A 14,633-nucleotide genomic window follows, 5' to 3' on the forward strand; every position below is an offset into this window, starting at 1 on the left:
GCTGTGTCTCTGTAAGTAAAGGCGGTCGGTGATCCGAGCGGCGTTTATCACGCAATATTGACGGACTCGTTCCACCGGCGACCGTCCGGGTGGTGGATATTCACGCGCACCCCCAACGCCCCAGGGGCGTTGCGAAGTCCCGTGATCACGTGAGTCCGCAGGTCGCGGTGGTGCGAGAAGTGCCGGTCGGGCCGTCACCGATGCAACGAAGCTCCGGTGAACAGGGTGACCTTCCCAAGTCGCCCTGAACCGCCGGAGCTTCGATGTGCCGCCATTCTGCCACCGTCTGCCTGCGGTCGCACCGAGTGCCGCCACGATCCGGCGCGTTGTCGGCCTGGTCTGCCCCGGCGGCCTGGCCGACCTGACCGGCGCTGATCCTGCCGGATCGGACTCGGTGGCCGTCGACGGCAAGGCCGCCCGAGGCTCCCGTGCTGCCACTGCGCCCCGTAGCCCGTCATGGCACGCGGGATCACGGTCCCTGCCAGCGGCGACCCTCCTTCAGAAGCAGCCTCCGCTGGGGAGAATCTGGGGAGAATGAAGCCGCCTTGGGGAGCGGCTGGGGAGGATCGGCCGTACAAGCGGGCAGCAAGGCGAAAGGGTCGGAAAGGCCGATCGTCGCAGGTCGGACCGCCTGCACTGCCGGTTTCTGCAGGTCAACGGCGTGAGGGTGACGACTTCAAGAAGATCTCGTCCTGGGCGGCCATCCTCTTCGCACCCACCCTCGTCGGCACGATCTACGGCATGAATTTCCGGCACTTGCCGGAGCTGAGCTGGAGCTTCGGACACCCCTTCGGCATCGGGCCGATGGGGTTGGTGTGTCAGACGCCGTACCTGGTCTTCAGGATGCGGGACTGGCTGTGGGGAATGTCCATGGTCCGTGCGGTGTCGTACGAATGGGCCGATGACTGTGCGAAGGGGCGGGGATGAGCGAGGCGTTGGTGCTGGGCGGTGGCGGTGTGAGCGGGATCGCCTGGATGACCGGGCTGCTGGCGGGACTGGCCGGTGCCGGGCGGGACGTGACGGGGGCCGGTCTGCTGGTGGGGACATCCGCCGGGTCGGTCGTGGCGGCTCAGCTGGGCAGCGGGCTGGGCCTGGAGGAGTTGTACGCCCGGCAGGTGGACCCCGCGCTCCAGGCCGCCGAGATCATGGCCGAGATGGACCTGGAGAAGTTCGCCGCGACGATCGGCGCCGCCACCGCATCGGCCGCCTCCGTACCGGAGTTGCGGCGCGCCGTCGGACGCGTGGCCCTCGAGGCGCGCACGGTCTCCGAGCCCGAACGGCGCGCGGTGATCGAGTCCCGGCTGCCCTCCCACGGGTGGCCGGAGAGGGCGGTCAAGGTCGTCGCGGTGGACGCGGAGAGCGGTGAGCCGCGGGTCTTCGACCGGACCTCGGGCGTACCGCTGGTCGACGCCGTCGCGGCGAGCTGTGCCGTGCCCGGGGTGTGGCCGCCGGTGACGATCGGCGGACGCCGGTACGTGGACGGCGGGGTGCGTTCCGTCGCCAACGCCGATCTCGCCGCCGGCGCCGGCCGGGTGCTGGTGCTGGCGCCGCTGGGCAGCACCGAGCCGTTCCCCAGCGAGCAGCCGCTGGAGCGGTCCGTGGACGAACTGCGCGCTCGGGGCGCCCAGGTCGTGGTCGTCGTTCCCGACGAGGCGTCGGCCGCGGCCATGGGCGACAACGCCCTGGACCCGGCCACCCGGCGCCCGGCCGCCGAGGCGGGCCGGGCGCAGGGGCGGACGCTCACCCTCCCCTGGTCGCACAGCTGACCTGCTCGGGCGCACCGCTTCAGGATCTGCCGTCGCAGACCGATGGCAGCCAGGTCAGGCCCGGTGTGTCGCTGAGGGTGTCCAGGGACCGCAGCAACGCGTCCAGGTGCCGGGGGTCGGCGAGGAATTCGATCGCCGCCTCGGCGAACGCGTCCCGTACCGACGGCGGCATCGCGTCGGAGGCGTCGAAGCAGTGCACCGCGTTCTCGTCCAGCAGGGTGGCGGCGAGGGAACGGTGCCAGGCGGAGCCGGCCGTTCCGGGGGCGGACTGGGCTCCGGCGTGGACGGAGAAGCCGGACTCCGCGGCGCTCCAGGCGCGTTGGGCGTCCGCGGAGGCCAGGTAGCGGATCAGCTGCTCGGCCTGCGGGGTGCTGTGCAGCAGGGCGACCAGGTCGCCGGAGACCTCCCACGCCCGGTTGGCGGGCATCCCGAACAGCAGCCCGGCGGAGGGTTCGTAGCGGCCGTCGGCACGCTGCCAGGGAGGCTTGCTGCGGATGAACGACGCCTGGTGCTCCAGCGTGCAGCCCCGTGGGTTCGTGGTCACCCATTCCGACGCACTCCCGTACGGCGTCTTCAGGGACCGTCGGACGAGGTCGGGGTCGCCGGCACCGACCAGGTCGCGCCAGGTGGTCCACGCCTGTTTCACCTGCGTCGAGTGCCAGGGCAGGTCGCCGCGCGCCCACTCCTCGTAGACGCGCGGGCCGGATCGCTGGAGCAGGATGTCCTCGATCCAGTCGGTGCCGGGCCAGCCGCTGGTGGCGCCGGATCCCATGCCGACGCACCACGAGGCCGGCCGGTCCACCGCCTGTCTGCGCTGCTTGTCACCGACGTCGGCCGGGTACCAGACGATGCTCTTCAGGTCGGCCTTGAGGGGGAACCAGTACACGTGCCCGTCCGCGAGCGGGGTGGCCCAGGACGTGCCGAAGTCCTCACGTCGTACGAGGCCTTCGAGCGGCACGAGGTGTTTCTGCCGGGCGTACTCGGCGAGTTCCCCGGGACCGGTGAGCACCACCACGTCGGGCGGCGTCCCGGCCTCGACGTCGGCGCCGAGCACCTGGCTCTCGGCGTTGCTGCCCTGGTAGTCGACGTGGATGTGGTACTTCCGCTCGAACGGCTCGATGACCGTCTTGCGGAAGTGGTCCTCGTCGTCGGCGGTCCAGTTGGCGAGCAGGGTGACGGTCGGCTCCTGCGCGAGGGCGCGTACGCCCACCACGACGGCCGCCGCCAGGAGGGCCAGACAGCTCGCCACCACGGTGACGGTGCGGACCAGACGGCGGGAGGGGCGGGATCCGGTGCCGGGGGCGGCCGTCGCGGGGCCGCCGGGGTGCGCGCTCACCGGGGCCTGAACCGGTAGTCGGCGATGTGCCGCCGCAGGCCCGTCTCGGCCAGTGCCATGAGCAGGATGCCTCCGATCAGGATCCACACCGCCGCTGCCGCGCGGAAGCCGGTGTGCGCCAGGTACGAGGCGGTGTCCTGCCCCGCCTCGGGAATGTCCCGCCCGGTCAGCGAGCGGTCGAGCAGGATACGGGTGTCGGTCATGCCCTGCTGGGTCCAGACGGTGAACAGCACGGCGGTGACGACTCCGCCGGCCGACAGGATCAGGGCGCCCAGCAGCTGGCGGTTGTAGCGGCGCCGGAACCGGCGGCGGAGGAAGAGCTGGGTCTCCAGGAGTGCCGCGGCGAGGGCGAGGGTCAGCAGCAGGGTCACGCTCCAGACGAGCCACATCAACGGGCCGAACGAGGTCTGCCGCTCCACGGCGTGGCGCTGCTGGCGTTGCAGGGCCTTCAGGCGGGCCTGGATGCCGGAGTGCTCCTCCGTCAGGATGCTGGTGGCGTAGCTCAGGTAGGCCTCGCGCAAGGCGCTGCCGTCGGGCTGGAGCTGGGACTGCTGGACCTTGACGGCGTAGACGGTGATCAGTCCGGCGATCGTCTGCAGGGCCTGCCGGCCCGCCGGTCCGCCGACGTCGTCCGCCGCGGCGGCCGAGAGGCTCTGCACGGCGACGGAGATCTGCTTCTGGAAGTCGCTGGTCGGTGCCGCCGACCTGGCGTCCTTCTGGGCCTGGCCGAGGGCGTAGAGCGCGGTGTCGAGGGAGATCACGGCCGGGGCGCTGGAGGTGCGCAGCGGGTTCGCGTCACCGTGGACGCCCTGGTACGACAGGAACAGGGACAGCGTGAGCAGGGCCGACAGGGTCAGTAGCAGGCGGTGCCGGACCGTGAGGTCGTGGGCGGTCGTGCTGCCGCTCTCCGGCGGACGCTGCCCGACGCCGAGGAGCCGGGCGAGCGGGCGGCGCGGTGAGCGGGCCGGTGTGCGGTGGCCCGGTGGGGCGGCCGGGGCCGCGGACGCGCCGGTGGCGGCACCCGGCGCGGGGGCGGTTCCGCCGCCCGTGCCGGGGCCGGGCACCGTGCTTCTGCCGGTGCTCATGCAGACCCCCTCAGCAGCCGCCCGCAATCGCCTCCGCAGTACACGGAGTCGGCGGGGCCGAGCCATGTGCAGTACGGGCATTCGATGAGTCCGTCGGGGCGGACGGGGAAGCGGGGATCGGCGGCACCGGGCGAAGCGGGGGCGTCCGTCCCGGCACCGCATCCGGCACCGGCTCCGGCCCCGCCGCCCGGCGGTCCGGAGGCACCTCCTCGTGCACGCCCGGGAACTCCGGCCCCGCGCGAACCGGCACCACCGTTCGCGTGCGACCCGGCACCGCCCTCCCCGGGACGCCCGTGAGCACCGGTCCCGCCCGGGCCCCCCACACCGTCCCCGCCCCGAGGCGCAACACCGTCCCCTCGCGGCCCGGCAGCACCGGTCCCGGCAAGCCCGTGAGCATCGGCCCCCCGCGGACCCGCCGCACCGTCCCTTCCCGGACCCGTGACACCGTCCCCGGGCAGTGCGGACGCTCCTCCTCCCCGGGCCCCGACCGCCGCGCCGTCCCCTGGCACCCCGAGGTCCGCACCCCCGGCCCGCGCCGAGGGTGGCGGCGGTGTGGCCGATGACTGCTCCGACGCCGTCGTCAGGGCGCTGGAGAGGATCAGGTGCTGCCAGTCGACGCTCTTGAGGCCGGAGCGGACCCGGGCGGTGCCCGGTGCCGCCTCGATCTGCCGGAGCGCGGCGAGCAGCTGGGCGTCGTCCAGTTCGCCGGCCAGCGCGAGCGCGTGGGCGAAGGCGCGGTCGGCCATGGCGTTGCCGTCCGGGCCGCGCAGCCAGGCGCGGTAGGCGCGGACGACGGCGGCGCTCGCCTGCTGGTACAGCTCGTGCCGGCGGACGCCGGGGTACTGCCGGGAGGCGTCGAGCGGGTTGTCGGTCCAGCGCACCAGGACGGGCTGCGGCGCGGGCAGCCGCACCGGCCGGCCGAAGTCGGGTACGACGATCTCCACGGCGGCGAGCTGGAGGTCCTCTCCGGTCTCGCGGCCGGTCGGGTCGGCGGTCAGGACGACCTGGAAGTGCCGTACCTCGTCGCCCCAGGCGCGGGTGACGTACTCCGCGCCGCGCCCTCCGGACCCGGCCGTGACGGGCAGCAGTTCCTGTTCGCCGGGCACGACCTGTTTGACCTGGCGGATCACCGTGCCGGGGGTGGGGGTGAGCCGGATGCGCAGCTCGGGCACCGCCGTGCCGAGCAGTCCGGCCACCAATTCTTCGTAGGCCGCCGTCAGTTCGGACTCGGCGCGCACTGCTCGGGCCCGGCCGTGCAGTCGCTTGGTGATGCGCAGCAGCAGGTCGGCGTCCCAGTCGTCGCCGATGCCCCAGGCGTCGCAGACGAACCGCCCCTCGCAGGCGTCGAGCGCGCTGTCCAGGGACATGGCGGCCCGGTCGTCGTGCTCGTTGCGTCCGTCGGTGAGCAGCAGGACGTGCTTGACGGGGGCGGGGTGGTCCTTGAGCAGCCACCGGGCGAGGTCGAGCCAGCTGCCGATGGCGGTGCCGCCGTCCGCGTCGAGGATCCGGATGGCACGCTCGGCGGCCTGCCGTTCGGCCGGTCCGGCGACGGCGAGCACCGGGCGGCCGGGCCCGGGGTGGACCAGGGTGGCGTCGAACCGCCCGGACAGCACGGCGAAAGCGGTGCCGTCGGGCAGCATCCGGACCGCCGCCACGGTGGCGTCCTTGGCCGCGTGCAGTTTGGCGGCCGGGTGGAGCATCGAGCGCGAGGTGTCGACGATCAGCACCTCGGCCAGGGCGGGCCCGGTGCCGGTCACGGGGGCGCCTGCCTGTTCCGGGCCGTCCGGGCCGCGGACGCCGATCTCCAGGATGGCGTGCATGTCCCGGTCGGTCCCGCGCCGGGCCGGGTCGGGCACGGCGGGAAGTTCCTTCTGCTGGCCGACCGCGAGCGTCACCTCGGTCTCCTCGGCCACGGTCATCGGTGCTTCTCCCCTGAAAGGTCGTGGATGGATCAGAACGTCGTCATCGGCCGGACCGCGTGGGCCAGGTCGAGCAGCCGGCCGTGCCGGCCGGCGGTGCGGGCCTGCGCGGCCAGCTGCCGGAAGGACTGCTCCAGCAGGGTGCGCAGGCTGTCCTCGTCGCCGGACCCGAGGAGGTCCCCGGCCGGGAACTCCGGTCCCCAGCCCTGGTCCGGCCGGCTGTGCAGGGCGTTCTCCCGGACCTCGGCCACCAGCCGGGCCCGGGACTCGCCGGCCGCGGCGCCGCCGTCCAGGCGGAGTTCGGGCAGTCGCCGGGCGGCGTCCCGCAGGCCGGCCGGGCTGGGTGCGCTGCCGTGCAGGATGCCGGCGCGGACGCGTACGGCGGCGATGCGGGCGGCGTCGTGGTGCCGGGAGGTGGCGGGGACCTCGTCCAGGACGTGGACGGCGGCGTCCCGGTCGCCTCCGGCCAGGTGACCGCGGGCCAGCCCGAAGGCGGCGGCGGTGTGCGCGGAGTCCCGTTTCCAGACGGCTTCGTACAACCGCATGGCCCGGGCCGGGCGTCCGCCGCCGGTGTGTTCGGCGCAGTAGCCGAGGGCGAGCTTGGGCACGTACTCGCCGGGCAGCGCGTGGTGGACGGCGTCGAAGCAGGCGCCGGCCCGGTCCACCTCGCCCTTGCTGAGGTGCAGGACGCCGTGGTGCCAGGCGATGCGCCAGTCGTGCAGGGCGCGTTCGCCGAGCTGGGTCTCGGCCTCGCCGAGCCAGCTCTCCGCGGCCTGTTGCTCGCCCTTGCGCAGGTAGGCGCGGCACAGCCAGAGCGCGGTCTCGGGGGTGCCCAGGCGGGATTCGTGGGGCCACTGCCGGGCGACCCGGTCGGGGGCGTCGGGCGGAAAGGTGTCGAGCAGCAGGGCGGCGCCGTCGTCGGGGTCGGGGACCGGCTCGGGAAGGGCGCCGGCGACCTCGGCGGCGGCCGGCGGGGAGACGTCCAGGCCGGCGGGCTGTTCGCCGGACCGGGCGGTCCAGTGGTCCAGGGCGGGTATCGCACCGAGTCCGGCGTCCAGGCTGGCGCCGGTGGCGCGGAACCGGGTGGAGCTCTCCGGCAGCTGTTCGCCGAACTGCAGGGAACGGAACTCGCGCAGGACTTCCCAGAGTTGACGGGACATCTCGGCGGCCGAGCGGAACCGGGCGCGGGGCTCGGCGTGCGTGGCGCGGTCGATGAGCCGGCGGAAGGAGTCGGGGGCGAGGCCGCGGGCGGGTTCGATGCCGCGGGCCAGGGTCTCGAGGGTCATGCCGACGGTGTAGAGGTCACTGTCGACGTGCCAGCCACGGCGGTCGATCTCCTCCTTGGGCGGGGCGAAGCCGGCCGTGTAGACGTAGGCGGAGGTACGGTCGCCGATGGCACGGACGGCGCCGAGGTCGATGACCTTGATCGCCCGGCCGAAGTGGATGACGTTGGCGGGTTTCATGTCGCAGTAGAGCAGCCCGCGTTCGTGCATGTACTGGAGTGCACCGAGGATCTTGCAGCCGTAGGTGAGGACGTGGTCGAGGCGGGGCCGGCCGTGGAAGATCCGCTCGACGTCGTCGGCGTCCAGGAGCTGCTGCAGGGAGCGTCCGCCGATGTAGTCCATGACCAGGTAGCCGGTGGGTGAGCTGCCGGGCGCCCGGTGTTCGGCGTAGGTGATGATGCGGACGATGTCGGGGTGGTGCAGATCGGTGAGGGAGCGGCGCTCCTCGACGGCGGTGCGGCGGGCGAGTGCGTCGTGGACGTTGATCTGGCCCTTGAGCGCGACCCGGTGACCGTCGGCGCGGGTGTCCTCGGCGAGGTACACCCAGCCGAGGCCGCCGTGGGCGAGGCAGCCGAGGACCCGGTAGTGGTCCGCGACGATGTCGCCGGTCGCGAGCTGGGGCAGGAACGAGTAGGGCGTGCCGCAGCGGGGGCAGCGGCCGGTGGCGCGGGCGGGCTGGCCGCCGTAGCCGACGCCGATGGTCATGGTGCAGCCGTCGGCGCCGCAGCGGCGGCCCTCGGTGGGTGGGCGGGGGTCCTCGACCAGTACGTCGTCGGGGACGGGCACCTCGGGCAGGACGACGAGGCCGTGCTGGTCGAGTTCGCCGACGCCGGCGACGGCGTGCACGGTCGCCGGACCGGGGGTCTCGTCCGCGGCGGCGGCCGGGGGCCGGGCCGGTGGTGCGGTGCGCGGTTCGGCGTGCCGGTGGCCGCAGGTGTCGCAGTAGCCGGTGCCCATGATGTGGCCCGCGCAGCCGGGCCGGATGCACGAGGTCACGGCGCGCCCTCCTTTCCGGATGCGGTGGCGGAGCAGAAGCCGACGAACCGCTCGACGGCTGCCTCGGCCCGCTCGATGTCGCAGGGGCTGTGCCGCAGCAGCGACAGGGCGTCCTCGTAGAGCCGGTACGCCTCCATGACCCGGTCGCCGTGGGCGGCGGCCCGCTGCCGGCACAGCGGCCACTCGGCGCCGACCCGGCCGAGGAGTTCGTCGCGGCGCCGCAGCCGGGTGTCGAGCAGGTCGATGGCCTCTTCCAGGCGCCGCCGCCGGCGGCCGACGGCGGCCTCGAAGGTGAACAGCAGGCCGGCGCGCCCCGGTTCGCGTTCCTGTTCCGGGGTGTGGGCGACCCACGCGCGCAGCATCACGGTGCGCCGCACGCCGGCCGAGGCCCGCTCCAGCAGCGGGCGGTCGCCGGGGCCGGGCAGCACGCGGTCGCGGCGTATCTCCAGTGCGGGTCCCAAGTCGTCGGTGACCCGGCGCAGTTCGGTGTGCAGGCGGACCCAGCGCTCGCGCAGCGGACGGTGGACGAGCAACTCGGCGGCCCGGCCGTGCGTGTGGCCCGGGCGGCGGAACACCAGCAGCAGCCGGGCCCCCTGCCGGGCCAGCCGGTCCAGCAGGCCGAGCAGGGCATCCGGTTCTGCCGCCTCGTCCACGGCCACCAGGACGGCGGCCAGCGGGAGGCGCAGTGTGCTGAGCCGTTCGGGCCGGGGGTCGTCGCGGATGCCGAGGCGTTCGGCGATCCGCTCCATGACCTCGGCGGCCGTGAGTCCCTTGACGTCCAGGGCGAGATCGTGGGCGCCGACGGGCGGCACGGTCTCGGGCGGGTCGTGGCTGACGGCGCTGGTGTTGCGGTGGGTGCGCAGTTCCCGGTCGGCGAGGGTGACGGCCCGCTGCAGGGTGAAGGCGCGGTCGCCGGTGGCGGGGACGACGGTGACGAGGACCGGCCAGCCCTCGCCACGGAACCAGGCGGTGAGTTCGGTGGCGAACGGGACGTCGAGCCGGCCGGCGGCGGCGCTGGTGCTGGTGCGCAGCCGCGGGTCCACTGCCTCGGCGCCGTCCGTCCAGGCGGCGACCTGCGGCAGGTGGCTGAGGATGGTCTCGGTCGGGCTCATGTAGCTGAAGAGGGAGCCCGGTCCCTCGTCCACGCTGAGGACGATGCCGATGACCTCGTCGGTGGCGTGGTCGACGACTCCGCCCCCGCTGAAGCCGGGGGCGGCGCGTTCGTCGGGGGTGAGCGGGCGCAGCTGCACCTGGCTGTCCCGGCCGCGGGCGGCAACCAGGGTGGCGCCGTGCCAGCGGCCGCCGTCGTCGCCGGCCGGGAAGCCGTACATGCTGACGGGCCCGTGGGGTGCGGCGAGCCGGTAGAGCCGGGTGGTGTGCTCGGCGGGCAGCGGCGCGGCCAGCCGCAGCAGGGCGAGGTCGCCGATGCGGTCGCCGAAGGCGTCCGCGCGCGGGGGCACGTGCTCGTCGGGGCGCACGGTGGCGGCTACGGCGGCCAGGCCGGGTACGCCGACGAGGCGGACGGCGTAGGACCGGCCGGGACCGACCACGTGGCCGGCGGTGAGCACCCGGTCGGGGGCGAGGAGCACCCCCGCGCCGAGCACCCGCCCGTCCGGCGCCTCGATGCGCGCGATCCAGGACGGCGTCCGTAAGCGCGATGTGACGACTCGCTCCCCCGTGCGCGTCATGGTCCCGAGGTTACTCCGCGTACCCGCCCGGTACTACTGGTGTGCGCGGTGTCGTTGCGGAGGCACGGGTGCCGGTGCGGCCGGGCGGGTCCGGTGGGGGCCCGGCGCCCGGGGTGGTGCCGGGCTCCGCGGCCGCCGGCGGACTCGTCGGGGTGACCCGCTCGACGGGATGCACGACGATGCCGTTCGGGTCGGTGGGCGGGGAGAGGCGCTCGCGGCGCCGCCTTCCTTCGCCCGCACGGTCGCCGGCAGCCCCTAGCTCCCGCCGAGCACCGCGAGCACCGCCGCGTCGCTGACCTGCTCGAAGTCGTCGTACCACTGGCCGACGGCGCAGAAGGCGGCCGGACGGTACGGACAGACGACCGTATCGGCCTCGGCGGCGAGCCGGTCGAGGGAGCCGGGGGCGCCGACGGGCACGGCGAGGACGAGGCGGGCGGGTTCGCGGCGGCGGACGTGGCGCAGGGCCGCGCGGGCGGTGGCGCCGGTGGCCAGACCGTCGTCGATCACGATCACCGTGCGGCCCTTGAGGTCGGGCGCCGGCCGGTCGCCGCGGTAGCGCCGCTCCCGGCGGTACAGTTCCTGCCGCTCGCGGGCCACGGCCCCGGCGAGGGAGTCCTCGGTGAGGCCGAGCCCGGCCAGGGTGCCGGCGTCGAAGAGCGGCGGGTCGTCCGCGGCGAGGGCACCGACGGCGAACTCCCGGTGGTGCGGAGCGCCGATCTTGCGGACGACGAGCACGTCGAGGGGGGCACCGAGAGCCCGGGCGACCGGTTCGGCGACGGCGACCCCGCCGCGGGGCAGGGCGAGAACGACGACGGGGTCCTCCAGTGCGCCCTGTTCGCGCAGGCCGACGAGGATTCCGGCGAGTTTCCGGCCGGCTTCGGCGCGGTCCCGGAAGCGCATGGGTGGTCCTTCCGCCGGGGTGCTGCCCCCTGCTTCCCATGGTGCTACGACAGCGCCGCACGCTCCCGGAATTCGAACGGGTGCACTATACACACAGTGTATAGTCCGGGCATGCCTCAACTGACCGAAACGATCTCGACCCCGGACCACGCGACCAGGAAGATGCACGGGACGCGCCGAAGGTTGCGTCTCTCCGCGCTCGCGTCCGCGGCGGCCTGTCTGGCCCTCACCCTGTCCGGCTGCGCCCAGGTGGACACGACCGCGCCCAGCACGGCACGCGCCGAGGCGGCGCACGGGGCTCCGGCGAGGTTCGGGACCGTCGACTGCCGCGAGGCCAAGTGCATCGCGCTCACCTTCGACGCGGGGCCCAGCGAGAACTCGGCGCGGCTGCTGGACATCCTCAAGGAGAAGAAGGTGCCGGCGACCTTCTTCCTGCTCGGCAAGCGGCACATCGAGAAGTACCCCGAGCTGGTCAAGCGGATGGCGGACGAGGGCCACGAGGTCGCGAGCCACACCTGGGACCACAAGATCCTCACCCGGATATCCGACGCGCAGATACGCGAGGAACTGAAGCGGCCCAACGACGCGATCGAGCGGCTCACCGGACGCAAGCCGAGGCTGATGCGCCCGCCGCAGGGCCGTACCGACGCGAACGTGCACGAGATCTGCAAGGAACTGGGCCTGGCGGAGGTGCTGTGGAGCGTGACCGCCAAGGACTACACGACCAACGACTCGGCGCTCATCACCAAGCGCGTCCTCGACCAGGCCTCCCGGGACGGGATCATCCTGCTGCACGACATCTACCAGGGCACCGTGCCGGCCGTCCCGGGCATCATCGACGCGCTGAAGGCCCGCGGCTACGTCTTCGTGACGGTCCCCCAGCTGCTGGCGCCCGGCAAGGCCGAGCCCGGCAAGGTGTACCGCCCGTAGACCGTCGCTCCGCTCAGGACACCACCGGCCGGCCCCCGCACGCCGCGACTGTTTCCGGGTACGACTCCTCACGGACACCGCACTACGCGGACGAGCCGAGACCCGGGTCGGAAACGCTGCTGACCGGCGGACATTGCCTACGATCGTGCCGTGCCCACCTTCTCGCTCGCACGCACTGTCCCCCTCCCGCTCGAGGAGGCGTGGCGCCGGCTCACGGAGTGGCCCCGCCACGCCGACGCGGTCCCGCTGACCCGGATCAGGGTCCTCACGCCCGCGCCGACCCGCGAGGGAACGCGCTTCGTGGCCCGCTCCGGGGTGGGCCCGCTCGCCTTCGAGGACGTCATGGAGGTGACGGTCTGGCGCCCGCCGGCCGCCGGCGAGGGCGGCCTGTGCCGGCTGGAGAAGCGCGGCCGGATGATCCTCGGCTGGGCGGAGATCGAGGTCCTGGCGGGGCCCGGGGGCCGCAGCCGGGTGGTGTGGCGGGAAGAGCTACGGGTGCGCCTGCTGCCCCGCGCCTTCGACGGCGCCCTGAAGACGGTGTCCCGCCGGATGTTCGGACGGGCGGTGAACCGGCTGCTCAGGACGGCCTGAGCCGGACCCTACGGCTGCGCCGCGCTGCGGGTGCGCGTGCGGCTGCGGGTGCGGCTGCGGCTGCGGCTTGGACGGACGCACGCTCCGTCCTCCCCCGGGACTGGGCGGCGGGCAAGTCCTCGCGACCGTTCAGTCCTTGCGGCGTTCAGCCCTTGCGGCGTTCAGTCCTTGCGGCGTTCAGTCCTTGCGGCCCGTCACCGCGACGGTCACGCCCAGGCCGATCATCGTCAGCCCGCCCGCGCCGCCGACAGCGGCCAGGCGTCGGGGCGACCGGGCGAACCAGTCCCGGGCCGCCGAGGCCGCCAGCCCCCACACGCTGTCGGAGATGACCGCGATGGCGTTGAAGACCAGCCCGAGCAACAGCATCTGCGCCGGGACGTGCCCCGCGCCGCGGTCCACGAACTGGGGCAGCACGGCGGCGAAGAACACCATCGTCTTGGGGTTGGCCACGCCGACCGCGAACCCCTCCCAGAGCGTGCGCAGGCTGCCCTGCGCCGGGCCGCCGGACTCCGCGACCGCGGTCCCCAGCGAGCCGCGCTGCCGCCACGCCTTGACGCCGAGGTACACGAGGTAGGCGGCGCCCGCGAGCTTGAGCGCGGTGAAGACGAGGACCGAGCGTTCGACGATCGATCCGATGCCGAGCGCCACGGCCACGACGAGCAGGTACGCGCCGAGCGTGTTGCCGGCCACGGTGGTCAGCGCGGCGCGGCGCCCGTGGGCCAGGGCCCGTCCGATCACGAACAGGACGCTGGGTCCGGGCACCAGGATCAGCAGGAAGGAGAGGGCGGCGAAGGCCGCCAGCCGGTCGGGGGACATCATGCCGTCATGCAACACAGCGGTGACGGCGGACCGCAAACCGTTTCCCGAACGGACCGCGAACCGGTTGCCCCGGCCGCCCGCCGCTTGCCCCCCGGGCGGGTGTGCGTGGCTCGTGCGGGCGGGTCCGCCCGGGCGACCGCTCTCAGGCCACCCAGCCGATCCGCGCCGGCGGCCGGGCGGCCGCGTAGCGGTGGATCGGGGTGTGGGCGCCGGTCAGCGAGACGCCGCTGCCGCCGCGCCGGCAGGCGACGATCTCCGCCGCGATCGACAGCGCGGTCTCCTCGGGCGTACGGGCGCCGAGATCGAGGCCGATCGGGGAGCGCAGCCGGGCCAGCTCCAGCTCGGTGACGCCGACCTCGCGGAGGCGCTCGTTGCGGTCGAGGTGGGTGCGGCGGGAGCCCATCGCGCCGACGTAGGCGACCGGCAGCCGCAGCGCCAGCCGCAGCAGCGGTACGTCGAACTTGGCGTCGTGGGTGAGGACGCACAGGACGGTACGGCCGTCGACCTGCGTGCGCTCCAGGTAGCTGTGGGGCCACTCCACGACGATCTCGTCCGCCTCCGGGAAGCGGGCCCTGGTGGCGAACACCGGGCGGGCGTCGCAGACCGTCACGTGGTAGCCGAGGAACTTGCCGATCCGGGCGAGTGCCGACGCGAAGTCGATCGCGCCGAAGACGATCATCCGGGGGGCGGGGACGGAGGACTCGACGAGGACCGTGAGCGGGGAGCCGCAGCGCGAGCCCTGCTCGCCGATCTCGAGGGTGCCGGTGCGGCCCGCGTCCAGGAAGGCGCCGGCCTCGGCGGCGACGGTGCGGTCCAGCTCGGGGTGTCCGCCGAAGCCGCCGTCGTACGACCCGTCGGGCCGGACGAGGAGGGCCCGGCCCCGCAGCCGGGCCGGCCCCTCGGCGATCCGCGCGACCGCCGCCGCCTCTCCACGAGCGGCGGCGGCCAGCGCGGTCGCGACCACCGGCCGGGCGGGACCGTCCGCCCGGACCGGAGTGACGAGGATGTCGATGACACCGCCACAGGTCAGGCCGACGGCGAAGGCATCCTCGTCGCTGTACCCGAAGCGCTCGAGGACGGTCTCCCCGTCATCGAGGGCCTGCCGGCACAGCTCGTACACGGCGCCCTCCACGCACCCGCCGGAGACCGAGCCGATGGCCGTGCCGTCGGCGTCCACCGCGAGGGCGGCGCCGGGCTGGCGCGGGGCGCTGCCCCCGACGGCCACCACGGTGGCGACGGCGAAGTCACGGCCCTGCTCGACCCACCGGTTCAGTTCGTCGGCGATGTCCAGCATCTCTCGGTGCTCCTAACGGAATTGCG

The 14,633-nt window shown here is 74.1% G+C and carries 11 protein-coding genes and 1 pseudogene; 4 read left to right on the top strand and 8 right to left on the bottom strand.

Features of this window, described 5'->3' with window-relative positions; all coding sequences use genetic code 11:
* Positions 1–675 precede the first annotated feature (675 nt).
* Both ACZ4SF_RS23410 and ACZ4SF_RS23415 read left to right on the top strand, forming a co-directional pair.
* A pseudogene (locus ACZ4SF_RS23410) lies at positions 676–858 on the top strand (CorA family divalent cation transporter); the annotation flags it as partial.
* Positions 859–923: 65 nt separating this feature from the next.
* Positions 924–1,766, top strand: a complete 843-nt coding sequence (locus ACZ4SF_RS23415; RefSeq protein WP_468387635.1) for a patatin-like phospholipase family protein — start codon at positions 924–926, stop codon at positions 1,764–1,766.
* A 19-nt stretch (positions 1,767–1,785) separates the two neighbouring features.
* On the opposite strand, the gene ACZ4SF_RS23420 is transcribed toward ACZ4SF_RS23415, so the two are convergent.
* From ACZ4SF_RS23420 to ACZ4SF_RS23445, 6 genes are all read right to left on the bottom strand, one after another.
* Positions 1,786–3,102 (bottom strand): extracellular solute-binding protein, encoded by a 1,317-nt coding sequence (locus ACZ4SF_RS23420; RefSeq protein WP_468387636.1) that lies wholly within the window; start codon positions 3,100–3,102, stop codon positions 1,786–1,788.
* Positions 3,099–4,187 (bottom strand): hypothetical protein, encoded by a 1,089-nt coding sequence (locus ACZ4SF_RS23425; RefSeq protein WP_468387638.1) that lies wholly within the window; start codon positions 4,185–4,187, stop codon positions 3,099–3,101. The genes ACZ4SF_RS23420 and ACZ4SF_RS23425 overlap by 4 nt, the downstream gene beginning before the upstream one ends.
* On the bottom strand, positions 4,184–6,106 hold the full coding sequence (locus tag ACZ4SF_RS23430; protein ID WP_468387640.1) for a VWA domain-containing protein: 1,923 nt from the start codon (positions 6,104–6,106) through the stop codon (positions 4,184–4,186). The genes ACZ4SF_RS23425 and ACZ4SF_RS23430 overlap by 4 nt, the downstream gene beginning before the upstream one ends.
* A 32-nt stretch (positions 6,107–6,138) precedes the next feature.
* Positions 6,139–8,385: a serine/threonine-protein kinase gene (locus tag ACZ4SF_RS23435; protein ID WP_468387642.1), complete on the bottom strand. Its 2,247-nt coding sequence runs from the start codon at positions 8,383–8,385 to the stop codon at positions 6,139–6,141.
* Positions 8,382–10,073, bottom strand: coding sequence for a S1 family peptidase (locus ACZ4SF_RS23440; RefSeq protein WP_468387644.1), 1,692 nt, complete (start codon positions 10,071–10,073; stop codon positions 8,382–8,384). The genes ACZ4SF_RS23435 and ACZ4SF_RS23440 overlap by 4 nt, the downstream gene beginning before the upstream one ends.
* 255 nt (positions 10,074–10,328) lie before the next feature.
* A complete protein-coding gene (locus ACZ4SF_RS23445; protein ID WP_468387646.1) occupies positions 10,329–10,973 on the bottom strand; it encodes a phosphoribosyltransferase in 645 nt (214 codons plus the stop codon).
* A gap of 111 nt (positions 10,974–11,084) precedes the next feature.
* On the opposite strand from ACZ4SF_RS23445, the gene ACZ4SF_RS23450 reads away from it, so the two are divergent.
* Together ACZ4SF_RS23450 and ACZ4SF_RS23455 are read left to right on the top strand one after the other, a co-directional pair.
* Positions 11,085–11,903, top strand: a complete 819-nt coding sequence (locus tag ACZ4SF_RS23450) for a polysaccharide deacetylase family protein (protein WP_468387648.1) — start codon at positions 11,085–11,087, stop codon at positions 11,901–11,903.
* A 150-nt stretch (positions 11,904–12,053) separates the two neighbouring features.
* Positions 12,054–12,494, top strand: a complete 441-nt coding sequence (locus ACZ4SF_RS23455) for an SRPBCC family protein (protein WP_468387650.1) — start codon at positions 12,054–12,056, stop codon at positions 12,492–12,494.
* 177 nt (positions 12,495–12,671) lie between these two features.
* On the opposite strand, the gene ACZ4SF_RS23460 is transcribed toward ACZ4SF_RS23455, so the two are convergent.
* Positions 12,672–13,313, bottom strand: coding sequence for a LysE family translocator (locus ACZ4SF_RS23460; protein WP_468387652.1), 642 nt, complete (start codon positions 13,311–13,313; stop codon positions 12,672–12,674).
* A gap of 142 nt (positions 13,314–13,455) precedes the next feature.
* Positions 13,456–14,607: an XdhC family protein gene (locus ACZ4SF_RS23465; RefSeq protein ID WP_468387654.1), complete on the bottom strand. Its 1,152-nt coding sequence runs from the start codon at positions 14,605–14,607 to the stop codon at positions 13,456–13,458.
* Positions 14,608–14,633: the final 26 nt, after the last annotated feature.

The organism is Streptomyces sp. NPDC027663, from assembly GCF_055566415.1.